The sequence below is a fragment of the Sinorhizobium sp. GQ132 genome, assembly GCF_059758575.1.
The window spans coordinates 383,578-409,903 of record NZ_JCAXDX010000003.1 but is presented as its reverse complement, the minus strand read 5'-3'; the positions used below and the strand labels follow the sequence as shown (position 1 = coordinate 409,903).

Annotated in this window: 18 protein-coding genes; 9 read left to right on the top strand and 9 right to left on the bottom strand. The window is 62.4% G+C overall.

Annotation, left to right across the window (positions count from 1 at the left end; translation table 11 throughout):
• Positions 1-93 precede the first annotated feature (93 nt).
• Positions 94-1,113 carry a glycosyltransferase family 2 protein gene (locus AC6CIG_RS10230; RefSeq protein ID WP_437408810.1) on the top strand — a complete coding sequence of 340 codons (1,020 nt, stop codon included), beginning with the start codon at positions 94-96 and terminating at the stop codon, positions 1,111-1,113.
• A complete protein-coding gene (locus AC6CIG_RS10225; RefSeq protein WP_437408809.1) occupies positions 1,106-2,590 on the top strand; it encodes an ArnT family glycosyltransferase in 1,485 nt (494 codons plus the stop codon). The genes AC6CIG_RS10230 and AC6CIG_RS10225 overlap by 8 nt, the downstream gene beginning before the upstream one ends.
• A gap of 15 nt (positions 2,591-2,605) precedes the next feature.
• Here AC6CIG_RS10225 and AC6CIG_RS10220 read toward each other — a convergent pair whose 3' ends face one another.
• The 4 genes from AC6CIG_RS10220 to AC6CIG_RS10205 form a co-directional block, all read right to left on the bottom strand.
• The gene (locus tag AC6CIG_RS10220; RefSeq protein ID WP_437408808.1) at positions 2,606-3,532 is read right to left on the bottom strand and encodes a diacylglycerol/lipid kinase family protein; all 927 of its coding nucleotides are present in this window, start codon (positions 3,530-3,532) and stop codon (positions 2,606-2,608) included.
• A gap of 245 nt (positions 3,533-3,777) precedes the next feature.
• A complete protein-coding gene (locus tag AC6CIG_RS10215; RefSeq protein ID WP_018094574.1) occupies positions 3,778-4,665 on the bottom strand; it encodes an ABC transporter permease in 888 nt (295 codons plus the stop codon).
• Between the two features lie 220 nt (positions 4,666-4,885).
• A complete protein-coding gene (locus AC6CIG_RS10210) occupies positions 4,886-5,884 on the bottom strand; it encodes an ABC transporter substrate-binding protein (RefSeq protein ID WP_018094573.1) in 999 nt (332 codons plus the stop codon).
• A gap of 562 nt (positions 5,885-6,446) precedes the next feature.
• Entirely contained in the window at positions 6,447-8,111 is a 1,665-nt protein-coding gene (locus AC6CIG_RS10205; RefSeq protein ID WP_127712296.1) for an electron transfer flavoprotein-ubiquinone oxidoreductase, read from the bottom strand.
• A gap of 269 nt (positions 8,112-8,380) precedes the next feature.
• Between AC6CIG_RS10205 and AC6CIG_RS10200 the strand changes: the two genes are divergently transcribed.
• The 5 genes from AC6CIG_RS10200 (at position 8,381) to AC6CIG_RS10180 (ending at position 12,665) form a co-directional block, all read left to right on the top strand.
• The gene (locus AC6CIG_RS10200) at positions 8,381-9,670 is read left to right on the top strand and encodes an Hsp70 family protein (protein WP_437408399.1); all 1,290 of its coding nucleotides are present in this window, start codon (positions 8,381-8,383) and stop codon (positions 9,668-9,670) included.
• A 72-nt stretch (positions 9,671-9,742) separates the two neighbouring features.
• Positions 9,743-10,606 (top strand): uracil-DNA glycosylase, encoded by an 864-nt coding sequence (locus tag AC6CIG_RS10195; protein WP_437408398.1) that lies wholly within the window; start codon positions 9,743-9,745, stop codon positions 10,604-10,606.
• Between the two features lie 138 nt (positions 10,607-10,744).
• Positions 10,745-10,921: a hypothetical protein gene (locus AC6CIG_RS10190; protein WP_018094569.1), complete on the top strand. Its 177-nt coding sequence runs from the start codon at positions 10,745-10,747 to the stop codon at positions 10,919-10,921.
• A 37-nt stretch (positions 10,922-10,958) separates the two neighbouring features.
• A complete protein-coding gene (locus AC6CIG_RS10185; RefSeq protein WP_018094568.1) occupies positions 10,959-11,114 on the top strand; it encodes a hypothetical protein in 156 nt (51 codons plus the stop codon).
• 261 nt (positions 11,115-11,375) lie between these two features.
• Positions 11,376-12,665, top strand: coding sequence for an MFS transporter (locus tag AC6CIG_RS10180; RefSeq protein WP_275596568.1), 1,290 nt, complete (start codon positions 11,376-11,378; stop codon positions 12,663-12,665).
• A 9-nt stretch (positions 12,666-12,674) separates the two neighbouring features.
• On the opposite strand, the gene AC6CIG_RS10175 is transcribed toward AC6CIG_RS10180, so the two are convergent.
• Complete coding sequence (locus tag AC6CIG_RS10175) at positions 12,675-13,613, bottom strand: DMT family transporter (RefSeq protein WP_437408397.1); 939 nt, start codon at positions 13,611-13,613, stop codon at positions 12,675-12,677.
• Between the two features lie 429 nt (positions 13,614-14,042).
• On the opposite strand from AC6CIG_RS10175, the gene pepN reads away from it, so the two are divergent.
• A complete protein-coding gene (gene pepN, locus AC6CIG_RS10170; protein WP_437411643.1) occupies positions 14,043-16,697 on the top strand; it encodes an aminopeptidase N in 2,655 nt (884 codons plus the stop codon).
• A 313-nt stretch (positions 16,698-17,010) separates the two neighbouring features.
• Positions 17,011-19,338 carry a PAS domain-containing sensor histidine kinase gene (locus tag AC6CIG_RS10165; RefSeq protein WP_437408395.1) on the top strand — a complete coding sequence of 776 codons (2,328 nt, stop codon included), beginning with the start codon at positions 17,011-17,013 and terminating at the stop codon, positions 19,336-19,338.
• A 10-nt stretch (positions 19,339-19,348) separates the two neighbouring features.
• Here the strand turns inward: AC6CIG_RS10165 and AC6CIG_RS10160 are convergent, their stop codons facing one another.
• From AC6CIG_RS10160 to AC6CIG_RS10145, 4 genes are all read right to left on the bottom strand, one after another.
• Positions 19,349-22,309 (bottom strand): bifunctional [glutamine synthetase] adenylyltransferase/[glutamine synthetase]-adenylyl-L-tyrosine phosphorylase, encoded by a 2,961-nt coding sequence (locus AC6CIG_RS10160; RefSeq protein WP_437408394.1) that lies wholly within the window; start codon positions 22,307-22,309, stop codon positions 19,349-19,351.
• 35 nt (positions 22,310-22,344) lie between these two features.
• Positions 22,345-23,742, bottom strand: coding sequence for a sensor histidine kinase (locus AC6CIG_RS10155; RefSeq protein WP_018094562.1), 1,398 nt, complete (start codon positions 23,740-23,742; stop codon positions 22,345-22,347).
• Positions 23,739-24,440, bottom strand: a complete 702-nt coding sequence (locus AC6CIG_RS10150) for a response regulator transcription factor (RefSeq protein WP_498322672.1) — start codon at positions 24,438-24,440, stop codon at positions 23,739-23,741. Before AC6CIG_RS10150 ends, AC6CIG_RS10155 begins: the two co-directional genes overlap by 4 nt.
• Positions 24,441-24,589: 149 nt before the next feature.
• Positions 24,590-26,140 carry a Do family serine endopeptidase gene (locus AC6CIG_RS10145; protein ID WP_127712289.1) on the bottom strand — a complete coding sequence of 517 codons (1,551 nt, stop codon included), beginning with the start codon at positions 26,138-26,140 and terminating at the stop codon, positions 24,590-24,592.
• Positions 26,141-26,326: the final 186 nt, after the last annotated feature.

Here is a 26,326-nt window from a genome sequence, read left to right as displayed (position 1 = left end):
AGACCGTTTTCCTGTATCAGCAATGCGATTCGACATTGGTTATAACCTCAGAAGTATGCAAGAAAACCTGCCAGCCCACCGGAGACTGCCCTCTTGAATCGCATCGAAGAACCCGTGAAGCCGATGACCGAAGTCCTGGAGGGTGTCGAGCTCTCCATAGTCGTGCCGGTGTTCAACGAGGAGGAGAGCGTCGGACCGCTCGTCACGCGCATCCGGGCGGCAATGGCCGGGTTCCTGAAGTCATGGGAACTCATCCTCGTCGACGACGGCAGCACGGACCGAACCCTGCCGAACGCGCGCAAGGAGCTTTCACACCCCGACCTGCAACTGAAGATCATCGAGCTCCAGAAGAATTTCGGCCAGACGGCCGCAATGCAGGCGGGGATCGACGCGGCCTCCGGCCGGCTGATCGCGACGCTCGACGGCGACCTTCAGAACGATCCGGCGGACATTCCCAACATGGTCGCGGCGATAGAAGAGCGCGGGCTCGATCTCCTTGTCGGCTGGCGGCAAAACCGACGCGATGCACTGATTCTGAGGAAGATCCCGTCCTGGTGCGCCAACGTTCTGATCGGCAAGATCACGGGCGTGAGATTGCACGACTATGGCTGCAGCCTGAAGATCTATCGCGGTTCCATCATCAAGCAGGTGAAGCTGATGGGGGAAATGCACCGCTTCATTCCGGCCTGGGTGGCGGGTGTCGTGCCGAGCAGTCGGATCGGCGAGATGCCGGTGACCCATCACCCGCGGCATTACGGCAGCTCGAAGTACGGGATCTCGCGCACGTTCCGGGTTATTCTCGATCTGCTCGCGGTCTTGTTCTTCATGCGCTACAAGGCGCGGCCGGGGCACTTTTTCGGCTCCATCGGCCTGGCCGCCGGCGGTCTCAGTGTGCTGATCCTTCTCTATCTTGCAATAGACAAGTTCATCTTCGGCAACGACATCGGCACCCGTCCGATGCTGATCGTCGGCGTCATGCTGTTCCTCTCTTCGGTCCAGCTGATCACCACCGGCATTCTCTCGGAGATGATGGCGCGCGCCTATTTCCGCGACGATGAAATGACGAGCTACATCGTGCGCCAGACTTTCGAGCGGGAGCAGCCGCATGATTGAAGCGGTCAATCGACGGCCTGGAGCGGTCGTCCTGGCGGTTGCCGGCTATTTCCTGCTGTGCATCATCCTGCGGGTCTCCGTCTCGAGCTCACTGGAAATCGACGAGGCGGAACAGGCATTTCTGTCTCAGTTCCTCGCCCTCGGATACGGACCGCAGCCGCCCTTCTACAACTGGCTGCAATATGGACTGGCAGAGGTGATCGGGACCTCGCTGGCGACGATGACCATCCTCAAGAACGGGCTCCTATTTCTCTGCTGTCTGTTCTACGGCCTTGCGGCACGGCTGGTACTGGCCGACCGCCGTCTGCCCCCGATCGCAATGCTCGGCGTTCTTACGCTGCCCCCGATCTTTCTACTCGCACAGCGCGATCTTTCCCACACGGTCGCAGCCCTCTTCGCCGTCTCGCTGTTTCTCTACAGCTTCCTGAAGACGCTGAAGCGGCCCAGCCTTTTCTCCTATATTCTCACCGGCATTGCGGTGGGTATCGGCCTGATGGCGAAGTACAACTTCGTCCTCGTGCCGGTCGCGGCGATCGTCGCCGTTTTGCCGGAACGGGAGCTGCGGGCGCGGATACTCGACTGGCGCATTCTGCCGGCGATTGCGGTAGCAACGCTCATCGTTCTGCCCCACGCCTACTGGGTGCTGCAGAATTTCGGTTTCGCCTCGGGTGGGACCTTGAACGAGATGCGGGAGCGCGAGGCGGAGGGATTGCTGCTTCAGGCCTTTTACGGCGTCTACTCGCTCGGCTCCGCCATCATCGGCGGCAGCCTGGTGCCGCTGCTCGTATTCGGCCTCGTCTTCCGCGGCAAGTTCCGCGCGATCTGGCAGGCGGAAAGCCAGTGGAGCAGGATCGTCGGGCGGATGCTCGCCCTTTGCCTGATCGCGGTCCTGCTGGTCGTACTCGGCGTCGCCGCCACGCATGTGCGCGAAAAGTGGCTGGTCCTCTTCCTCGTTCTCATTCCGCTTTATCTCTGTCTGAAGATCGAGGCGGCGAATATCGACCTTACAGACAGCCTCAGGCGCTTCTTCCTGCTGGTCTTAGTCATCGCGCTGGGCGCACTCGTGCTCGTGTCGGCGCGAGCCGTCGTGCGGCCGTGGTTTGGTGACTATTCGAGGCTGAACATACCCTACTCCGCATTGGCCGAAGCGGTGGCACAGGCAGAAGGCCAGCCGGCGCTTATCCTGGCCAATGACAAGCAGATCGCGGGAAATCTCCGAATGCAGTTCAGCGGAGCACAGGTCACGATGCCAAGCCCCTCGAATGCACTTCCGGTCGATATGTCGAAAAGGCCCCTTCTCGCGGTCTGGCATGACGACGCACAGCCGGAAGCACCCGTTCCCGACCTGTTGCGGAACGCTCTCTCCGCACTTGGCATTCCCGACGCGGCCGCGGCACCGCGCCACCTCGCGCTACCCTATCTCTACGGGACCGGCGAGGACCGCTACAGCTTCAGCTATATCTGGGTCTCGGAATAGACGCGCGGAAAGCCGCTACACGGGGTTCCCGAAATTGCTCTCCTGCGAGCCGACCAGCAGCTTCAATTCACCGGGGTGAACGCGCAATGCGACCTTGCCGCTTCTGATCGGGATAAGCTCGCCGTCGATGACGCAGTTGATCTTCCGATCCACCTTCGGAAAGTGCAGGTCGACCGTCAGAGCGCTCATCTCGCTGATCAGCGTGCTGCTCCTGAACTTTCCGCGCAGGATGTCGAAGGAGAGCTTCGCCACGCCCGCAGGGCTTAGCGGCGGCGCCGTGTAGAAGCCCAGGTGGCCGCTTGTCAGGTCTTCCGCATACATCAGCGTGTCGTGGCCGAAATGGTTGTTCGAAACGGAAATCGCCGAAACATGCCGGCGCTCGCGGTGCCCGTCCGCGTCGAATTCGATCTCGAAATCCGGCGGGTTGAAGATTACCCCGATGGCGGCACGTACGCTGGCGCTGATCTTCCCGAGTCGCGACGCGAACCGATAGGACTGACGATAGCGCACCATGCGGGCGTGGAGCCCCATCGAGAACTGATGCACGAATGCGCGGCCGTCAGCGCTGCCTATGTCGGCATCGATGATTCGGCCATTGGCCAGCACCTCCGGGACCTTCCAGATATCGAGCGGCAGCTTCAGGGAGCGCGCGACGAGATTCATCGTCCCGGCGGGAACGATGCCCAGCGGCATGCCGGTTTTCCAGGCCACGCCTGCCGCCGCCGAAATCGTGCCGTCGCCGCCGCCGGCGACGATCGCGTCGAGATCGTCCCGTCCGCAAGCCGTCTCCAACGCGTCCCGCATCTCATCCGCTGCGACCACTGCGATCTCGATCTCGTGGCCGGCCGCCCGAAAGTCCTCCTCGACCTTCCTGCTGTAGGCATCCATGTCCGTCGTACGGAAAGTTCCCCCATCTCGATTGAAGATGGCTTTGACTTTCAAGGGCTGCTGCCTCCGTCATGCGAGTGCGTTCAGCTTCTCAGATAAGAGCGGCAGCGGGGGTTTCCAGAGCTGTGCGACGAAAAGTGCAGGCGGCCTTATCGCCGGCCGCTTCGGCGTACGGAAGTTTCAACGAAGCGATCAAGCGAGCGTGACTCGAACGGCTTCGTGGGCCGTCTGCAAGGCCCTCCCCACCCCCCCACAAGTGCCACAGTGGGAGGGGTTGGGGAGGGGAAGTTTTGGAGCTTCTATCCGTGAATGATTTCGCGGTGGCGCTGGAGCCGGCGCCCGTAAGCCTGGCTCACCCGGTCGAAAATGATCGCGATTCCGACGATGGCGAGGCCGTTGAAGATGCCGAGCGTGAAATACTGGTTGGCGATCGCCTTCAAGACCGGCTGACCCAGGCCCTGAACGCCGATCATCGAGGCGATGACGACCATGGCGAGCGCCATCATGATGGTCTGGTTGATCCCCGCCATGATCGTCGGCAGCGCCAGCGGCATCTGCACGTTCTTCAGCTTCTGCCAGTTCGACGAGCCGAAGGCGTCCGCCGCCTCCAGCACATCCTTGTCGACCAGCCGGATTCCGAGATTGGTGAGGCGGATCATCGGCGGGATCGCGTAGATGACGACGGCTATAAGCCCCGGAACCTTGCCTATGCCGAGAAGCATCACGACGGGAATGAGATAGACGAAGCTCGGCATCGTCTGCATCACGTCGAGCACCGGATTGACGATGTTCTGGAAACGATCGGAACGCGACATGATGATGCCCATCGGTATGCCGATCGCTATCGACAGGACCGTACAGACGAAGATCATCGAGATCGTCTTCATCGTGTCGTCCCACATATCGAGATAGCCGATGAGGAGCAGGGTACCGACGGCGCCGGCAACGATCTTCCAGTTGCGGCTGGCAAACCAGGCGATCACGGCAATCAGTATGAGAATGATCGGCCATGGCGTTCGTGTCATGAACCGTTCGGCGTGGATCAGGAAGAACTGGAGCGGGTCGAAGAACGATTCGATCGCGTCGCCATAGGCGCGTGTGAAGCTACGGAACCCTTCGTCGATTATCTTCTTCAACTGCCGAAGCCGATCGTCGTCCATGTGCGGAAATTTGGTCAGCCATTCCATGTGTCGATTCCCCTTCGCACTCTTATGGGCGGCTTATGGTTGTTATTGCTTTGCCGCCTGCCTTTTAACGCTAACGCGCGGTGTAAACGATGAAGCCGCGCAATCTTATTCTCAAACCGACATGCGGTGAACGAAATCTTGCGCCTTCCTTCGAAAACTACGCAGCAGAAAACAAAAAACGGCGCGCTTTTACGCGCGCCGTTCATTCGAGGCGAGTCGATCAGAGGGCAGCCTTGATCTTCTCGGCGACTTCGGGCGAGACCCACTTGGTCCAGAGGTCCGGGTTTTCCTCGAGGAAGTGCTTCGCGCCTTCCTCGCCGCTCGCCTGATTGTCGGTCATCCAGGCCATGAGCTTGTTGACCGTGTCGTTCGTCCAGGCGCGGGTGTTGAGATACTCCATGGCCGGGCCGGCGCGGTCGGCGAATTCCTTGGTTACCAGTGTCTGGACCTTGTCCTTCGGCCAATCGTTCTTCTTCGGATCCGGGCAATCCGCAACCGTATTGCAGCGCTTCCATTCGGCCATGTCGTTGGGGACGCCATGCTCGAGCTTGACCATCTCGTACTTGCCGAGCAGCGCCGTCGGAGCCCAGTAGTAGCCGACCCAGCCCTGCTTGCGCTCATAGGCCTTGGCAATCGAGCCGTCGAGGCCGGCCGCCGAGCCGGTATCGACCAGCGTGAAGCCCGCCGCCTCGGCACCATAGGCCTTGTAAAGCTGCGTCGTCACGACCGTGCCGCCCCACCCTTGAGGACCGTTGAAAATCGCGCCCTTGCTCGGATCCTCCGGATCGGGGAAGAGTTCCTTATGCTTCAGGACGTCGTCGATCGTCTTGATGTCCGGGTTGGCATCGACGATGTATTTCGGAACCCACCAGCCCTGTACGGCGCCATCCGAAAGCGCGACTGCGGCGCCTACGAGCTTGCCTTCTTCGAGGCCGCGGTTCACCACGTCCGGCAGCAGGTCGACCCAGCCCTCCGGCGCGATGTCCGGCTCGCCCTTCTCGATCATCGACGTGATGGTCGGCACCGTGTCGCCGACGACGAGCTCCGCACTGCAGCCGTAGCCTTCGGTCAGAATGAACTTGTCCACACTCGCCAGGACTTCGGCGCTCTGCCAGTTCATATTGGCAATCGTCACATCGCCGCATTCCGCCGCCGATGCCGCGCTGCCGAGTCCCAAAAGACCGGCGGCCAGGCATGTCGTTGCAAGAAGTTTTTTCATTTCGGCTCCCTCTGTGTTTTGGCGGTGTCTCTATGGCGGACTGCCAGCCTCACCGCAGCTGCTGACAGTGAACGGAACAAGCACCCGCCCCGATCCGATGCCGGGGCGCGACAACTCGCGGGTCAACCGATACCTGTTCGGACCGGTACCTCCCACATTGCTATCGTGTCTTTCCGGCGAACACTTTCCCATTTGCGTCAGCGGCTGACATTCCTGCCGTTTGTCAAACTACACAAATAATTGATGGGTTTAACCCCCTTTTTTAAATTCATTTGCCGGCGACCCCCATCATCCACGTCGGAAGCTGGACGACTTATAAGGACATGCGAAAGGGCCGGCGAACGCTCGCCGGCCTTTCGGGAAGTGCAATTGCGTGTTCGGACAGGGCGCGTTCGAACTGGCTCTCCGAACGTTCACATGTTCGGATAGACCGGCCCTTCGCCCCCTTCTCATGGCGGGAGTCCGTGCGAGCCGCCTCTCCGAACATTCACATGTTCGGATAGACCGGCCCTTCGCCCCCTTCTCATCACGGGAGTCCGTGCGGGTCCGCCTTCTCCGAACATCACATGTTCGGGTAGACCGGCCCTTCGCCCCCTTGTGGCGGCACCCAGTTGATGTTCTGGTTCGGGTCCTTGATATCGCAGGTCTTGCAGTGGACGCAGTTCTGGGCGTTGATGACGAAGGTGGGCTCGCCGTCCTTCTCCACCCATTCATAGACGCCGGCCGGACAGTAGCGCGAAGACGGGCCGGCATAGACCTCGTATTCCGAGCGTTTCTGCAGATCCCAATCCTTCACCTGAAGATGCACCGGCTGGTCCTCCTCGTGATTGGTGTTCGACAGGAACACCGAGGAGAGCCGGTCGAAGGTCAGCACGCCATCCGGCTTCGGATAGTCGATCTTCTCGTGCTTGGCGGCCGGCTCGAGCGATTGCGCATCGGTCTTGCCGTGCTTCAGCGTGCCGAATAAGGAAAAGCCGAAGAGCTGGTTGGTCCACATGTCCAGACCGCCGAGCGCCACGCCGACAGCGGTGCCGAACTTCGACCACAGCGGCTTGACGTTGCGGACCCGTTTCAGGTCCTGGCCGATGGCGCTCTCGCGCCAGCCGCGCTCGATCTCGATCGGCTCGTCATTGGCGCGGCCGTGGGCGATCGCCTCGGCGAGTTTCTCCGCCGCGAGAATGCCCGACAGCACCGCATTGTGGCTGCCCTTGATGCGCGGCACGTTGACGAAGCCGGCCGAGCAGCCGATCAGAGCCCCGCCGGGGAAGGAAAGCTTCGGCACCGACTGGTAGCCGCCCTCGGTAATCGCGCGCGCGCCATAGGAGAGCCGCTTGCCGCCCTCGAAGGTGCCGCGGATCGCCGGATGCGTCTTGAAGCGCTGGAACTCCTCGAACGGATAGAGATACGGGTTCTTGTAGTTGAGATGGACGACGAAACCGACGGCGACCAGATTGTCCTCGAGGTGATAGAGGAAGGACCCGCCGCCGGTCTTCATGCCGAGCGGCCAACCGAAGGAATGCTGCACGAGGCCGGGCCTATGATTTTCCGGCTTCACCTCCCAGAGTTCCTTTAGGCCGATGCCGAATTTCGGCACGTCGCGCCCCTCGTCGAGCTTGTATCTGGCGATCAGCTGCTTGGCGAGCGAGCCGCGCACGCCCTCGCCGATGAGGGTGTACTTTCCGAGCAGCTCCATGCCGCGGGCGAAGTTCGGCCCCGGCTCGCCGTTGCGCTCGATGCCCATGTCGCCGGTGGCAACGCCGATCACCGCGCCCTCGTCATTGTAGAGGACCTCGGTCGCGGCAAAGCCCGGATAGATTTCGACGCCGAGCGCTTCCGCCTGGGTGGCGAGCCAGCGACAGACATTGCCGAGGGAGACGACGTAGTTGCCGTGATTGTTCATCAGCGGCGGCATCAGGAAATTGGGAAGGCGGACCGAGCCGGCGGGGCCGAGAAAGAGAAACTGGTCGTCGGTGACTTCCGTCTTGAACGGGTGGTCCGGTTCGTCGCGCCAGCCGGGCAAGAGCCGGTCGATGCCGATCGGGTCGACCACGGCGCCGGAGAGGATATGCGCGCCCACTTCGGCGCCCTTCTCCAGAACCACGACCGAGAGTTCCGGATTGACCTGCTTCAGCCGGATCGCAGCCGCAAGACCAGCCGGTCCCGCCCCGACGATCACGACGTCGAATTCCATGCTCTCGCGTTCGGGGAGTTCTTGTTGCTCGGTCATTACACTCTCCAGTTCTGCCGGTCTTGTGCCGGCTCCGTTCCCGGCCAAATCATCCCGTCATGACAAATGCCGTAAACCTTGTCGAGCCGGGATGCGACAGACTGTCTCTGCATTTGCGCATGAGTTCATGAGATTACTATGTTACTTGAACGTAAACGTAAATGCATTTGGGCGGATCCGGCCGATCGACAGCTTGCTTTTGCAGCGCTCGCATGCGAGGAGGCCCGCCCCACCCCGCAAGCCGCATCACCGACAAGACGGAGACGATCATGGCGTTCGCCCTAGGCCTCGACTTCGGCACGACCAATTCGGTACTGGCTCAGGCCGAAGGCGCCTCGACGCGCTCCATCGTCGTGGAAAGCCCGGTCGGGAGATCGGACACGACGCGCACGGCGCTCTCTTTCCTGAAGGATGCCGGTCCCTCGCCCCTGAAAGTCGAAGCAGGACAGGCGGCAATCCGCGAATTCATCGACAATCCGGGCGAATGCCGCTTCCTTCAGTCGATCAAAACCTTTGCCGCGAGCGCGCTCTTCCAGGGCACGCTGATCTTCGGGAAGCGCTACGAGTTCGAGGACCTGATGCAGCGTTTCCTGACGCGGCTCAGGGACTATGCCGGCAGTAACTGGGAGCCCACCTTCAGGCGTGTCGTCATCGGCCGTCCCGTGCAGTTTGCGGGCGCCAATCCGAACGAGAAACTGGCCCTCGAACGCTACAATCGCGCGCTTACCCGCATGGGTTTTCCCGAAGTCCATTACGTGTACGAACCGGTCGCGGCCGCCTTCTATTTCGCGCGCAACCTCGATCGGGACGCGACGGTGCTCGTCGCCGACTTCGGCGGCGGCACTACCGACTACTCGATCATCCGGTTCGAGAGCCAGGCCGGTCGACTGACGGCAACGCCGATCGGACATTCCGGCGTCGGCATCGCCGGAGACCATTTCGACTTCCGGATTATCGACAACATCGTCTCGCCGCTCATCGGAAAGGGGAGTCTGTTCAAGAGCTTCGACAAGCTGCTTGAGGTGCCGTCGAGCTACTACGCGAATTTCGGCCGCTGGAACCAGCTTTCGATCTTCAAGACGTTGAGAGATTTCACCGAATTGAAAAAACTGGTGCGCGCAAGCCTGGAGCCAGAAAAGCTGGAGTCCTTCGTGGAGCTCATCGAGCATGACGAAGGCTATCCACTCTATCAGGCGGTCTCGGCCACCAAGATGCGGCTCTCGCAGGCTGAGGAGACCGAATTCGCCTTTGCGCCGCTGGGCGAGCGCGCACGCCGTACCGTTCACCGGGACGAGTTCGAAGCCTGGATTGCGCCTGACCTTGCCCGCATCGAGGAGGCGCTTGACGAGGTCCTTTCAACGTCTGCGACAAAACCGGACGGGATCGACAAGGTGTTTCTCACCGGCGGGACGTCCTTCGTGCCGGCGGTTCGCCGTCTCTTCGAGAACCGCTTCGGCAAAGAGCGCATCGAGAGCGGCGGCGAGCTCCTGTCGATCGCCCATGGCCTGGCGCTCATCGGCGAGCGCGACGACATTGCGGCCTGGACAGCGGCGGCCTGAAGGCGGTCCCTGCCGCTACAGATTTGAGGAACGTGCAGTGGACCACTCCCACCGATCTGTTACATTCGCCCCATGATCTCGGCCAACGACCTCTCCCGCTCCGAACTCGCTGCCCTTCTCGCCTTCCATGCGGAGGCGGGTGTCGAGTGGCTCCTCGAAGAAGAACCGGTCGATCGGCTCGCTGAATTCGAGGCGATGAGAATCAGGCGCGCGCAAAGCCGCGCCGTGCCGCAAACCAGCGCGACCGCAGTCGAACCGCAGCAGCCTGCTCCCCTTGCCGCCACCTCGCGCGAGCGTCGCCCCGCGCCTCCGGCATCCCCTCCGGCGGTTGCGATACCGGACGAGCAGGCCATCAAGGAGGCGCAGTTCGTCGCCGATGCCGCGCGATCGCTGGGAGAGCTGCGTACGGCCATGGAGGCCTTTGCCGGCTGCAACCTCAGGAACAGCGCACGCAACCTCGTCTTTGCCGAAGGCAGTGCTGCTTCGGGAGTCATGATCATCGGTCCGATGCCCTATGCGGATGACGACCGCGACGGCCGCCCCTTTGCGGGACGGCACGGCGAGATGCTCGAACGCATGCTGTCCGGCATCGGCCTTTCGCGCGAGGACGTGCTTCTTGCCAATGCCGTGCCCTGGCGGCCACCGGGAAACCGCGTTCCGAGCGCTCGCGAGGCGGATATCTGCCGGCCGTTCATCGAGCGTCAGATCGCGCTGGCCGAACCCAAGCAGTTGCTTCTGCTCGGCAACTTCACCGCCCGCTTCTTCTTCGGCGGCGAAACGATCCATCAACTGCGCGGCGAATGGCGAGAGCTCACCTTTGGCGGCACCCGCATTCCAACGCTCGCCACCTTGCATCCGCAGGACCTTGTCGCCGCTCCTGTCAACAAGCGCTTTGCCTGGCTGGACCTGCTGGCGTTCAAGTCGCGCCTCGGCTGATCCAACTGCTCGATTTATGAACGAGGTGTGAAAAAAGCCATGCGATTTGCGCATGTCTGAGCGGCGTTTTAGCGCATTGCAAAACCAATGCTGCGCCGCAATATAGCACGACGGGAGGAATGGATAAGGATTTGAACCATGACTGCCCGCTATCGCCCGATTCACAGCAGCTTCGAGACGCTCCGCTACGCCGGTGCCTCCTCGCGCGCGCCGTCCAACAGCTTCGGGTCGGCTGCCAACGAGCAGCTGACAGCAATCGGTCTCGCGCGGACGACCCGCCCGGCTCAGATCTTCGCCGAATTCATCCAGCGCTGAACGCTCTGCGCCGGAAAGACTGCAGGAGAGAACGATCATGTCCAAGCCGCTCGACAGCATTCGCGGTCTCGTCGACACGATCTCCGACATTCGCACCGCAGTCCGCGCATCTCGCGAGTACAGCCGCCTGAGCCTCGCCAGCGACGGACGGCGCGCCGATCACGGCGCGGCGAGCCAGTTGCTGCCGAGATAGGTCACGTTTGGGTCCGGACCGACCTGAAAACCAACGTGATCGCTTCCCATTGGTCGAACGCGGGATGGGGGCGGAAATCCGCACACACTTTCTCATCCCGCTCCAGCCTTTCCGGTTGCGCCATTTCACCATTCCCTGTCGCAATCGACAGCGCCCCGGAACTTCGTTACAGCCACTCTCGATTCGTTTTGACGGAGTGACGAAGTTCATCGGCCGAAGCCGAAACGAAGCCGCTCCTTAATCCCCTCTCCAGGAGCGCCGATGCTGGCGAACTTCGCTTCCGTTTTCAGCCTGATGCTCTCGACCTTCCTGATGATGGTCGCCTTCGGGCTGCAGAGCTATGTCATCCCTGTACGCTCCGTGGCGGAGAGCTGGTCGACCCTCACCATCTCGATCTTCGCGACCGGCTACACGCTAGGGTTCACCCTTTCCTGCATCGTCACGCCTAAATTCGTCCTGCGCGTCGGCCATGTCCGCGTCTTCACAGCCCTGATAACGCTCCTTTCCATCGCGATCCTGATGTGCGGGCTCGTCGTCGATTGGCGCGCCTGGATCGGCTTCCGTGCCGTGTCGGGCTTTGCGATTGCCGGAAGCTATCTCGTCATCGAGAGTTGGCTGAACGAGCGGGTGACGAACGACAATCGCGGCCTGCTCTTCTCGCTCTATCTCATCACCAGCATGGTCGGCACGATCGGCGGACAGTACCTGGTGCCGCTCGGCGATCCGAGCAACACCTCCCTTTTCATCCTTTGCGGCGTGCTGTTCTCGCTCGCCCTGCTGCCGACCGCCCTTTCCTCCTCGCCGATGCCGGCCCCCCCGGCACGGGCAAATTTCGATATCCCCGCACTCTATCGCCGCTCGCCGGTCGCTGTCGTCGGCGGCTTTCTCGCCGGTGCGCTCTCGGGCGCGTGGCTCAATCTCGGCGGCGTCTTCACCCAGAAGATCGGCCTTTCGACCGGCGAGGGAGCGACGCTACTCGCGTCGCTTCTGGCCGGCAGCGCGATCTCGCAGGTCCCGATCGGCCGCGCCTCGGACCGGATGGACCGGCGCATCGTCATGGTTGCCTGCGGCATCGCCGGCGTCGTGTCGTGCCTTGCCATGTCCGTTTCGATTGCGAGCAGTCCGCCGGTTCTCTATGCGCTCGCCGCCTGCATCGGCACGGTCCTCTTCCCGATCTACGCGCTGAACGTCGCGCATGCCAACGACCTTGCCCGCCCCGACGAATATGTGGAGATTTCATCCGGGCTGATGATCACCTACGGCCTCGGCACGATCTCCGGTCCGCTGATGGTCGGTCCGGTCATGGACCGGTTTGGCCCCGTCGCACTGTTCATCGCGCTTGCCGTGTATTTTGCACTCTACAGCGGCTATGCCGCATGGCGCATCCTTCAGCGCGAACAGCATGACGGCCTCGTCGCGAAGACCGATTTTCAGGCGACCACGGTGCTGCCGACCCCCGGTCCCGACGTCACCGGTCCGCTCGCACAGCAGGACGCAGGCGAACTCATCGAGGACGATACCGTTCCTGCCTGGGAGCAACGCGCCGAGTAGCACATCCCTTTATCCCTGCGGCGTCACGTGCTTGCGCGCGCCCTTGCGTTCCAGTCCCAGCCGATGCTCCCGGTAGATGATGAAGATGCCCGCGCCGACGACGATCGCCGTCCCGGCAAGCATGGTCAGGGTGGGCACATCGCCGAAGAGGAAGTAGCCGATGACTATGCCGAGCACGATCGACGTGTATTCGAAGGGAGCGATCGTCGACATATCGGCGTGGCGATAGCTCTCCGTCAGCAGGATCTGCCCGACGCCGCCGCAAAAGCCGGCGATCGTCAGGAGAACGAAGGTCTGCCAGGAAATCTCGGACCAGCCGAAAGGCAGCGTCGCAAGCGAGAACACCGCGGCCGAGAGGGAGAAGTAGAGGACGATGGTGTGCGTGCGCTCCTTCTGCACGAGCTTGCGCACGAGCACCATCGCCGTTGCCCCGAGCGCTGCCGAAAGCAGTACGGCGACCGCACCCTTGGCCTCGGCCGACCCGAAGCCCCCTTCGTTGAACAGCGTGAGCCGCGGCCAGGAGATGATAAACACGCCGACGAGCCCGACAAACACCGCAGACCAGCGATAGAGCCGCACGATCTCGCCCAGAAAAATTGCTGCGAAAGCCACGGCGAGCAGTGGCATGGCATAGCCGATCGCAATCGCCTCCGGCAGCGGCAGATGGACGAGACCGTAAAAGCCGCAACTCATGGCGAGAATGCCGACAAAGCCGCGCACCAGGTGTCCGGTGATATCATTGGTCCTGAACGCGTCCCGCAATGCGCCACGGCATGCCAGAAATCCAAGGATCGGCACCATCGCAAAAGCCGAGCGATAGAAGGTGATCTGGCCGGTGGGGATATCGTCGCCCGCAGCCTTGATGCAGGTCGACATGCACACGAAGACGACGACGGAGAGCACCTTGAGCACAATCCCCTTCATCGGGCTCACATCGTCCGCATCCATGAAACGCAACTTTTCAAACTGACATCGGCGAACCGGTCGGAAGGCCAACAGAAACGGGAGGACGCGGCGGCAAGGCCGCGAAAGGACCACGCCACCTTAGCCGTGCTTGCGCAGCATGTTGGATCAAATTTCGTGATGGAGCTGGTTTTTTCGTGATGAATTCGCCCGCATATGCAAAGGTTGTTGCCGGAGAAAAATGGGCCTGCAGGTTATTTAGCAAGCCCGAAAAAATCGTCACGGATTTAGTTCTTGTTAGTGCCGCTCCGATAAACCTTCGGTCAATAAGAGGCGGGAGTGGCCCTGCGTTTTTGCTGCCGGATGTACTGTCGCCGGCACCACATTCGTGCGTAAATCTCGGATCTTGGCTTTTCACCATCACGAGCGCCCTCTACAAATCATAAGAGCAAGAAGGCGCAAGCAGGACTGACCATGCGGACAAACACTGGCCAGATCGTTCATCTGGAAAACTACCGGCCGACCGATTTCGTACTCGAGAGGGTGGACCTGACTTTCGAACTCGACCCGAGGGAAACGAAGGTCGAGGCGCGCATGATCTTCCATCGCCGCGAAGGCGTCAGCCCCTCTGCACCGCTCGTTCTCGACGGCGACGAGCTCACCATGACCGGCCTGCTGCTCGACCAGGAAGCGATTCCCGGCACGCTCTATGAAGCGACGGACGACACGCTTACCATTCGTGGCCTGCCGGAAGCGGCGCCCTTCGAGATCACCGTCACGACGGCCTTGTCGCCTGAGACGAACACCAAGCTGATGGGCCTCTACCGCACGAGCGACGTCTATTGCACCCAGTGCGAAGCCGAAGGCTTCCGCCGCATCACCTACTTCCCGGATCGCCCCGACGTGCTGGCGGTCTATACCGTCAACATCATCGCGGACAAGGCTTCCGCACCGCTCCTGCTTTCGAACGGCAACTATCTCGGCGGCGCCGACATGGGTGACGGCCGTCATTTTGCTTCCTGGTTCGATCCGCATCCGAAGCCGAGCTATCTGTTCGCGCTCGTCGCCGGCGATCTGGGCGTCGTCGAGGGCACCTTCACCACCGCTTCCGGCCGCGACGTCGCGCTCAAGATCTATGTCGAGCACGGCAAGGAGCCGCGTGCCGCCTACGCCATGGATGCGCTGAAGCGGTCGATGAAATGGGATGAGGAAGTCTTCGGCCGCGAATACGATCTCGACATCTTCATGATCGTTGCCGTTTCCGATTTCAACATGGGCGCCATGGAGAACAAGGGGCTCAACATCTTCAACGACAAATACGTGCTCGCCGATCCCGAGACGGCGACCGATGCGGACTATGCCAATATCGAGGCGATCATCGCCCACGAATATTTCCACAACTGGACCGGCAACCGCATCACCTGCCGCGACTGGTTTCAGCTCTGCCTGAAGGAAGGCCTTACCGTCTATCGCGACCACGAGTTTTCCGCCGACATGCGTTCGCGCGCCGTGAAGCGGATCGCCGAAGTGCGGCACTTGAAATCCGAGCAGTTCCCAGAGGATGCCGGCCCCCTCGCCCATCCGGTGCGCCCGACGCAATACCGCGAAATCAATAATTTCTACACGACGACGGTTTACGAGAAGGGATCCGAGGTCACGCGGATGATCGCGACGATCCTCGGCCGCGACCACTTCAAGAGGGGAATGGACCTCTACTTCGAGCGTCACGACGGCCAGGCGGTAACGATCGAGGATTTCGTCGCCTGCTTCGAGGCTGCGAGCGGCCGCGACCTCAAGCAGTTCTCGCTATGGTACCATCAGGCCGGAACGCCGCTCGTCACCGCTTCGGGCACCTATGACGCCTCCAACCAGACATACACGCTATCGTTGGAGCAGACCGTTCCGCCGACGCCCGCGCAGAGCAGCAAGGCACCGATGCATATCCCGCTCCGCTTCGGATTGCTGCTTCCGGACGGAAGCGAGGCAAGGCCCTCGGACGTCTCCGGCGCCGAGATCACCGGCGACGTACTGCACCTGACCGAGCGCAAACAGACGATCACCTTTTCCGGCATGCCATCAGAGCCGGTCCCCTCCTTCAATCGCGGCTTCTCCGCGCCCGTCAATCTGCATCTGACGCAAAGCGCCGAGCAGCGTGCGCTGATCGCACGCCACGAGACCGACCTCTTCGCACGCTGGCAGGCGCTGAACGCGATGGCCCTCGACAATCTCGTCAAGGCGGCAGCGGAAGCGCGTGCCGGCCAGCCGGTTGCCTGTGACGATGCGCTCGTCGACGCCCTGCTTGCAGCAGCCGGCGACGACCGACTGGAGCCGGCGTTCCGATCGCAAGTGCTGTCCCTGCCGAGCGAAACCGACATAGGCCGCGAAATCGGCGGCAATAACGACCCGGATGCCATTCACGCCGGCCGCCAGGCTATTCTGGGCGCCATCGCCACGGCCGGCAAAGACACCTTTGCGCGACTGGTGAACGAAATGTCTCTGTCCGGCCCGTTCCGTCCCGATGCCGACAGCGCCGGGCGGCGGGCGCTGCGCAATTCCGGGCTCACCTATCTCGTCTATGCCGACGGAAGACCTGAGAAAGCCGCTGATGCGTTTCGATCCGCCAACAACATGACCGACCTCAGCCAGGCGCTGACGCTTCTTGCGCATCGGTTTCCGGGCGCCGAAGAGACGGCGGACGCCCTGGCCGCGTTCAAGAAGCGCTTTGCCGACAACGCACTGGTCATCGACAAGTGGTTCGCCATTCAGGCGACGATTCCCGGAGCATCGACGCTCGACCGCGTTCGGGCGCTGATGTCGGATCCGCTCTTCAATGCCAGCAATCCGAACCGCGTTCGCTCACTGGTCGGCACATTCGCCTTCGCGAATGCCACCGGCTTCAACCGCATCGACGGTGAAGGCTATCGTTTCCTTGCCCGGCAGATTCTGGACATCGATGCGCGCAACCCGCAACTTGCGGCGCGTATTCTGACGTCGATGCGCTCCTGGCGGTCGCTCGAAAAGATCCGGGCCGGCCACGCCCGCAGCGCGCTCGAGGATATCGCGTGTGCCTCCAATCTTTCCGCCGATGTCAGCGACATCGTCGACCGCATGCTCAAAGACAAGCACTGACCAGACCGCCGAACACGACGGTTTCAGTTCGGATCGACCTGAAACCGTCGTGGATCTGGCCTGAAATCGGCTCTGGCAGTCCGGCTATCATTTCCCAACGATGAAATATGGTTAACAAATCTTTACCGTTGCCTCTGGACAAGGCGAATCGCCCTGTGATTCATTGAGTCAGATTCGGGCGAGCGGCGCGCCGAATCACTGAAACGCCCGCTTCCGGGAAACCGATAAAGACGGGATCGACGTTTCGGACTGATAAGAATCAAGCGTTCCTTGCGGCATGGTCGCGTGCGGATCGCTTTTCGAGGACGACAAATTGGATAAGATGGCGGACGCGCGACGGGGAAGCGCAGCCGAAGGGCGGTTGCGACTCAAGTTTCCGGGCTTTTCGAGCCTCGAACGGGAGTTCATCGAGCAGGCAAAGATATTTGCCGAACCGGCCTCGCAGAAGCTCGCAATGGCCGAGCCGATGCTCAAGCGGTCCATCCCGGTCCTTATTATCGCTTTTCTTCTCATCGTGGCGATCTCACGGATGTCGGGCATCATGGACGAGCATGCCCGCATGGAAGCCTCCTCCCGCCGGACGGTCAGCCTCGCGGCCGCAGCGGCAGCCGGTGTTTTCCAGACCGGCGGATCGGAACTCTTCGCCGATGGCCGCCGCTGGGAGGTCGAACGGCGGCTCGCCGAACTTCTGCCTGCCGAAATCCTGGACGCCGGAATTTTCCTGCTGACGGTCCGCAGGGACGGACGCGTCTTTGCCGGGACGCAGGATGGCGTCCATCTCATCGGGCGCACGCTCTCCGCAATCGCTCCCGAGGTCGCGACGCTGCAATATTATGGCGAGGGTGCCGGTGTCGTAAGAGCGTCGATCGACGGCATCGAGCATTTCATCGCGCTCCGGCAATTGCCGGATTCCGGCGGCGCGGTTCTGGCGGCAACGTCGATCGCCAGATTCGAAGCGGCCTGGCGCGACGAAATTTCACTCAACGTCACGCTGTTTGCCGGCGTTTCGGCGATCCTGATGGTCGTCCTCTATGCCTATTACATCCAGGCAAAGCGCGCCCGAGATGCCGATGCGGTCTTTGCCGAGTCGAACCTGCGCGTCGAAACGGCGCTCTCTCGCGGACGCTGCGGCCTCTGGGACTTCGATCTGGACAACCGGCGCCTCTTCTGGTCCCGCTCGATGTACGAGATGCTCGGAATGCCGGGCGACGCGAGCGTGCTGTCGTTCGGCGATGCCGCCCGTCTCATGCACGTCGAGGACCGGGGCATATACCGGGTCGCTCGGGCGATCGCGAAAGGCAACGAGCGCCAGATCGATCAGGTGTTCCGGATGCGCCATGCGGATGGCCACTATGTATGGCTTCGAGCGCGTGCCCAGGTGATCCGCACCGTGTCGGGCCGGACGCATCTGATCGGCATTGCGATGGACGTGACCGAGCAACACAGGCTGGCGCAGCGTTACGCCGAGGCCGATCAGCGCCTGGCGGACGCGATCGAGTGCACCTCGGAGGCCTTCGTGCTCTGGGACAAGCACGATCGCCTGGTGATGTGCAACACCCATTACCAGCAAGCCTGGCAGTTGCCCGACCACGTGCTGGTGCCCGGCACCGAACGCACGATCGTCCATGCGGCGGCGGCAAGGCCCGTTGTCGAAAGGCGCGTCGCCGATCCGGACCGGAGCAATCACTCGCAGACGAGCGAGGTTCAGCTTGCCGACGAACGCTGGCTGCAGATCAATGAGCGGCGCACGCGCGACGGCGGGCTCGTCTCGGTGGGCACGGACATCACGCTCCTCAAGCGGCATCAAGTTCGCCTGCGCGAATCGGAGCGGCGGCTGATGGCAACCATCGGCGATCTCTCCGCCTCCCGCGTAACGCTCGAGCAGCAGAAGGCCGAACTTTCCGTCGCCAACGCGAACTATCAGGCGGAGAAAGAGCGCGCCGAAGCCGCGAACCGGGCAAAGTCCGAATTCCTCGCCAACATGTCGCACGAGCTGCGCACCCCGCTGAACGCCATTCTCGGCTTTTCGGAAATCCTTCAGGACCAGATGTTCGGCCCCCTCGGCTCGGAGAAATACCACGAGTATTCGCGCGACATTTTCGAGAGCGGCAAGCATCTGCTCAACGTCATCAACGACATACTCGACATGTCGAAGATCGAGGCCGGCCATATGCGCATCACGCGCGAGGGGATCGATCTCGCGCCACTCATCGAGGAGACCCTTCGTTTCACGGCGATTCCGGCAGAGCGAAAGAACATCCGCGTGGTTCAGCAAATATCCTCCGGCCTGACGATGTTCGCCGACCGCCGGGCGATGAAGCAGGTCCTGCTCAATCTCCTCTCCAATGCGGTCAAGTTCACCAATGAAGGCGGCCGCATCTCCTTGCGGGCGCGCAAGGTGAGGGGCGCCGTCACGCTGACGATCGCCGATTCCGGCATCGGCATTCCCAAGGGCGCGTTGCAGAAGATCGGCCAGCCCTTCGAGCAGGTGCAGAGCCAATATGCCAAGAGCAAGGGCGGCTCCGGGCTCGGGCTCGCCATATCCCGTTCGCTGACGCGGCTTCACGGCGGGACGATGAAGATCCATTCGGCAGAGAATGTCGGCACCATCATATCGGTCAGGATTCCCGACCGCGGCTGACTACGTCCGCTTACGCTGCAGCGACGACCCCCTGGAAGATCCGGCGCACGGCCTTCGAGAAACGGCGAATGTCGGCTTCGAGATGCGTCAGATCCGGATAATCTCCGGCACGGCAGACGAGATCCACGAGACCGGCCGGCGCTTCCTTCGGATCGAAGTCGCCATCGATGCAGAGGCGCACGAGCTGCGACAGCTCTGAGAAGAGTACGAGCGCTTCGGCGGCCGTATCGAGATCGTTCGCATTCATCATCCCGGCGCCGAGCGCCTTCAGCGCCTCGAGCGTATGCGTGCCGGCAGGAGGGGACGTCACTCCCCTCGCCGGCGCGATCAGGGCGAGATACTGGGCGATGAACTCGATGTCGACCAATCCGCCGGGAATGAGTTTGAAATCCCAGATGTCCTTCGGCGGCTTCTCCTTGTCGATCAGGCCGCGCATCTCCTCGACGTCCTTGCGGATCTTCGCGATGTCGCGCTTTTCAGTGAGGATCTCGGCAAAGATCGCCTCCGCTTCGCCGACGAGGCTCTCGTCGCCGCAGATGCAGCGCGCCCGCGTCAGCGCCAGATGCTCCCAGGTCCAGGCTTCCGTTCGCTGGTACTTGGCGAAGGCGGTTATGCGGGTGGCAACCGGCCCCTTGTTCCCGGAGGGTCGCAGCCTCATGTCCACGTCGTAGAGGATGCCCTCGGCGGTCGGGGCGGAAAGCGCGGCGATCAGCCGCTGCGTGACCCGCGTAAAATAACGCACCGGATCGAGCGGCTTGGCGCCGTCGGACTCGAGCACTTCGTCGTCGTAATCGTAGAGCAGGATGAGATCGATATCGGAGCCGGCGGTCAATTCGTGACTGCCGAGCTTGCCCATTCCGACGATTGCGACCCGCCCGCCCGGGAAACGTCCATGCGCCGACCGGACCTCCTCCAGAACCGCATCGAGCGCGGCGGCAATGATCAGATCGGCAAGGTCGGTGAGAGCGCGCCCCGCCTGAAGGCCGGTGATCGCGCCTGTGAGCAGCCGGATACCGATCAGGAAGCGCTGCTCGGCGGCGATGATGCGCAGGCGGTCCAGCACCTCCTCATAGTGCCGGCCAGCGCCGACGAAGGTCGCGATGCGCGGCGCCAGATAATCCCTGGTGGGCAGTTCGGCAAGCAGCCCCGGCTCCAGCATGCCGTCGAAGACATGCGGTTTGGCGGCGATGATGTCCGCCAGGCGCGGTGCCGACGACATGATATTGACGATCAGCGACAGGAGGCCGGGATTGTTGCCGAGCAGCGAGAAGAGCTGGATCCCCGCGGGCAGACCGGAGAGGAAGTGGTCAAAACGCAGAAACGCTTCGTCCGCCCGCCTGCTTTCGCCGAAGACGCGCAGAAGCTCCGGCGTCAGTTCCGTCAGCCGCTCGCGCGCCTCGACCGATTGCGTTGCCCGATAGCGCCCGTAGTGCCAGGTGCGAATGATATTCGCTATGTCGGACGGCCGCTGGAAACCGAGCTTCTTCAGCGTTTCGAGCGTATCCGGATCGTCCTGCTGACCGGTGAAGACCAGGTTTCCGGTTTCGGTGGATAGCTTCGCCTCCTGCTCGAAAAGCTGCGCATAGCGCCGCTCGACCGCGCGCAGCACGCGCGACAGCGCATCCGAAAAGGAAGCCGTATCCTCGAAGCCCAGCATATAGGCGATCCGCCTGAGCTCCGGCTCGGTTTCCGGAAGGAGGTGGGTTTGCTCGTCATGCACCATCTGGATGCGGTGCTCGACGTCGCGCAGGAACCAATAGGCATCGGTAAGCTCCTCGGCCGTCGCCGCGTCGATCCAGCCGCTCTCGGCGAGCATCCGCAGCATCGCTTCCGTTTCGCGCAGACGCAGCGCGGGCGTGCGGCCGCCGGCGATCAGCTGCTGGGTCTGAACGAAGAACTCGATCTCCCGGATGCCGCCGCGCCCAAGCTTGATGTTGTGTCCCTTCACGGCGATTTCTCCGTGCCCCTTATGGGCATGGATCTGCCGCTTGATCGAGTGAATGTCGGCAATTGCCGCATAGTCGAGGTACTTGCGGAAGACGAAGGGCGTCAGTTCCTTGAGGAAGCGTTCGCCCGCCTCCAGATCGCCCGCGATCGGCCGCGCCTTGATGAAGGCGGCGCGCTCCCAGTTTTGCCCCCTGCTCTCGTAATAGAGCATTGCCGCCTCGACCGGGATGGCAAGCGGCGTGGAGCCCGGGTCTGGCCTGAGCCGCAGATCCGTGCGGAAGACATAGCCGTCGCCGGTTCTCTCCTGCAGGATGCGAATCAGGCGCCGCAACAGCCGGGCGAAGGTTTCCGGAGCATCGTCGCGATTGGTGATGATGCCCGACTGCGGATCGTAGAAGACGACAAGATCGATATCGGAAGAATAGTTGAGCTCGCCGGAGCCGAGCTTACCCATTCCAAGCACGACGACGCCGGAGGCGGTAGACGGCGCGGAACTGTCCTTCAACACGAACTTGCCGCTTTCATGCGCGCCGAGCAGCAGATGATCGATCGCCGCCGAAACGGCCGCCTCTGCAAAATCGCTGAGCCACCGTGTCGTCTCACGTCCACCGAAAAGCCGCGAAAGGTCCGCAAGCGCGACGGCGAAGGCGACCTCGCGCTTCGCCCGTCTCAATCGCGTCATGATCTCGGCATCCGGCAGCGCCGCCCCGGGCGCATCGCCCCGCCAGGACACCCTTGCGGCCTCGATCCTGCGCTTCAAAAACGCCGGCAGCGCCTCGGATAGCAATGCTTCGAGGATCGCCGGGTGGCTACGCGCCGTGTCCCGCAGGAATGGCGAAAGCGCGAAGGCGGCAACGAGAAAATCCTTGAGCGGCGCGTCCGAGGCAATGAGCTTGGCAATCTGCTCGCTGCCTTTCGCCGCATCCTTGAGTACGGAAAGGGCGGCTTTGGCGTCCGCCTGGCTCGCCGGGCGAATCGCCACCACATCGATATCGGACAAAGACCGCTCGATCGCTTCCGCCATGCACAATCCCCCCTTCGGTTCCCGTCATGGGTTTATCAGGTCGCAACCGCCGGGAAAACCATGCGCACCGCCAGGCCCCGACCTTCCTCCTCCGTCGCCGACAGTTCCAGCGAGCCGCGGTGCATCTCCATGACGGCCTCGACGAGCGAGAGGCCGAGGCCCGTCCCCGGCTTCGACCGGCTTTCGTCCAGGCGAACGAAACGCTTGACGACCTCCCCGCGCATATTCTCCGGAACGCCGGGCCCGTGGTCGGCAACGGTCAACACGACGTGACGAGCGCTCCTCTTCAATTCAACCCGTATCAGCGGATTTTCGGCACCTTCCGCATATTTGATTGCATTGTCGATCAGGTTGCCCAGCGCCTGGCTGATCAGTTCGCGGTTGCCGGAGATCGCCGCCCCCGCCGCCGCCTCCGCTTCGATGCGCATTTCCTTGTCTTCCGCCAGCGGCTCGTAGAGTTCGACGCAATCCGCCACGATCTGCGCCAGGTCGACCTCGTTCATCTCGGCGACGGCGGAGCCGGCTTCGACGCGGGAAATCATCAGAAGCGCGTTGAAGGTACGAATCAGCTGATCGGACTCGGCGATGATCTGTTCGAGCGCACCGCTCTGGTTGCCCCCTTCGGTATCGGCGAGCGCCGCCTCTGCCTTGTTGCGCAAGCGCGTCAGCGGTGTCTTGAGATCGTGCGCTATGTTGTCCGAGACCTGTTTCAGTCCTTCGTTCAGCTTTTCGATGCGCTCGAGCATCGCGTTCAGCGATTCCGAAAGACGGTCGAACTCGTCGCCGGAACCGCTCGTCGGCAAGCGTTGCGAGAGGTCGCCGGCCATGATCTTGGTGCTCGCCTCCGACATGCGGTCGATCCGGCGCAGGGCGTTGCGGCCGATGCCGAACCAGATCACCAGCGCACCGAGCCCCATGATGCCGAGCGCGACCATCAGCGCCTGACGGACGAGCGCACGGAATTTTTCGGGTTCCTGCAGGTCGCGGCCGACGAGGACTCTCAACCCGTTGTCGAGCATCAGGACCTGGGCAAGGGCGACATGCCTGTCGGCGCGGCTCTCGTCGGTGAAGCGCCGGTAACGGAACGGCTCGGATTTCCATCCTTCGTCATCGAGCAGCCCCGGCTCCAGCGCGGCTACGTTTCCGGCGAGGATCTCTCCGTTCGGACCCGCAATGACGTAGAGATTGGCTCCCGGCTGACGTGCCCGGCGCTCGAGCGAGCGAAGCAGCCCGTTGATGCCGGCCCGGTCGTATACGCCGGCGATCTGCGCCACTTCGGCGGCGATCGCTTCCCGCGTCTGCTGCTGAAGGAGGCGCTCCGACATGCCGGTCACGTAGAAGACGAGGAAGGCCGCACACAGGGAGAAGAGGACCAGATAGAGCGCAGAAAGCCGGACTGCGGTCGTCCTGAACAGCACGCTTACCCTGCTCATGTGTCCGTGGTCCGGTCGTCCTTGATCATGTATCCGGCGCCCCGGATCGTCCGCAGCAGGGGAGGATCGAAATCCTTCTCGATCTTCGAGCGCAGGCGCGAGACGTGCACGTCGATCACATTGGTCTGGGGGTCGAAGTGGTAGTCCCACACGTTTTCGAGCAGCATGGTTCTCGTCACCACCTGCCCGGCATTTTTCATGAGGTATTCGAGCAGCCGGAATTCGCGCGGCTGCAAGGATATCTCCTTGCCCTGCCGCCGGACTGAATGGGACAGGCGGTCGAGTTCGAGATCGCCGACGCGATAGACCATGTCCTGCTCGGGTGCGCCCTTTCGGCGGCCGAGCACCTCGACACGCGCGAGGAGCTCGCTGAAGGCGTAGGGCTTCGGCAGGTAATCGTCGCCGCCGGCACGCAGACCGGTGACGCGGTCGTCCACCTGCCCAAGTGCGGAGAGAATGAGCACGGGCGTGTGGATGTCCTTGCGCCTCAGTTCGGTGATCAGCGAAAGACCGTCGCGGCGGGGAAGCATGCGGTCCACGACGAGAACGTCGTAGGCATTCTCGCTCGCCATGAACAGGCCGGCCTCGCCGTCGCTCGCGTGATCGCAGACGATGCCTGCCTCACGGAATGCCTTGGCCAGATAGGCGGCGGCCTCCAGATCGTCTTCAACAATCAGAATCTTCATATGGGTGACCATAGTCCCGGACCTCCGTTCGTCTCAACCGGTTTCAGCCCGCTGCGGCTGACGGGATTTGAAACACCAAGCGCCGCGACATGTTTTCGATGTCGCGGCGCCTTCCAAGTCGGAGCGGGGTTCGGAAAGTCCGCGCCCCTTCCTGCGGCGTCTCAGCCCTGAGCGATGGGGAGTGCGACGAAGCGGCTGCCTTCCTGAGCCTCGATCTGGAACAGAGCCTTGGTCCGCCCATCCTTCTTGGCGTTGTTGATGACCTTGAGAACGTCGTCCGCCGATTTCACGTCCTGATTGTTGACGGAGACGATCTTCTCGCCTTCCTTCAGGCCGCGATCGCTGGCGGCGGAGTCCGGATCGACGGACGTGATCGTGACGCCACTGTCGTCGTCCGACGGGGTTACCGTCAGGCCGAGGTCTGCCAGCGCCTCCTCGCCTGCCTGACCTTCATCGGGCTGCGCTTCGCTGGTCGCCGGCGTTTCCTTGGTATCGCTCGGCAGCGTGCCGATTTCGAGCTTGACCGTCTCCGACTTGCCGCTACGCCACAGCGTGACCTCGGCGGTGGAGCCGGGGCGCAATGCCGCAACCCGACGGGCAAGATCGCGCGGATCCTTGACCGGTTCGCCATTCAGGGCCGTCACGATGTCACCGTTCTTGATGCCCGCCTTTTCACCCGGCGAGCCTGCCTGAGGTTCGACGACGAGGGCGCCCTTCGCTTCGGACAGGCCGAGCGACTCGGCGATGTCCTTCGTCACCGGCTGTATCTGGACACCCAGCCAGCCGCGCGAAACCGTGCCGTCCTTCATCAAGGAGTCGACGACGTCTTTCGCGACCGTTGCGGGAATCGCGAAGGCGATGCCGACATTGCCGCCGGAGGGCGAGAAGATGGCCGTGTTGATGCCGACCACTTCGCCTGCGAGGTTGAAGGTCGGGCCGCCGGAGTTGCCGCGGTTCACCGCTGCGTCGACCTGCAGATAGTCGTCATAGGGACCGGAACCGATATCGCGTCCCCGGGCGGAGATGATGCCCGCGGTCACCGTGCCGCCGAGGCCGAAGGGGTTGCCGACGGCGACCACCCAGTCGCCGACGCGGACCTTTTCGTCGTCGGCGAACTTGACATAGGTGAACTTGCGCTTGTCGTCGACCTTGAGCACGGCGAGATCGGTCCGGCTGTCCTTGCCGACGAGCTTGGCATCGAGCTCGGTACCGTCGTTCAATATGACGGTGAAGGCCGAGCCGTCGGAGACGACATGATTATTGGTGACGAGGTAACCGTCCTCGGTGATGAAGAAGCCGGAGCCTTGCGCCCGCGGACGGAGACGACCCTCGCCGCGGGGGCCGCGACGGTCGCGCCAGCGATCCGCGCGGTCGCCGTCACCGGGGCCGAATTCGCGGAAGAAGCGCCGCAGCGGATGGTCTTCGGGCAGATCCTCGAAGCCGCGGCCGCCGAAATCGAAGGTGAAGTTGCTTCCATCGTCGCTGACGCGCTCACGTGCCTGCACGCGGACGGAGACGACCGCCGGAGAAACGGCGTCGACGACGTTCGCGAAGCTTGGAACAGCCGGAGCGGGCACGCTGACGGCTTCGGCGAAGGACTTGGTGACCTCTGCCGGGAGGCCGGTGGTCAGCAGCACGGCCGCGACACCCGCAACCGTCGTTGTCTTCAGCACTGTCTTCAAGGAGGGCCGGGAAGTTTTGATCGTGGACATTCGCTTTGCCTTCTCTCTTTCAGGAAGCCCGCCTGCAGGGGCAGGCGGCTTCGAAACCTTTCTCCGAGCCGGACCAACGGCGTGACTGCCGGAGATCCGCTCGTCTGGCTGTCCCCTGGGGAAACAGCCTGTGTCGAAAGATGTAACGGGTTGGACCTTACTGAGTTCTGTCCGGCAGATGAATTT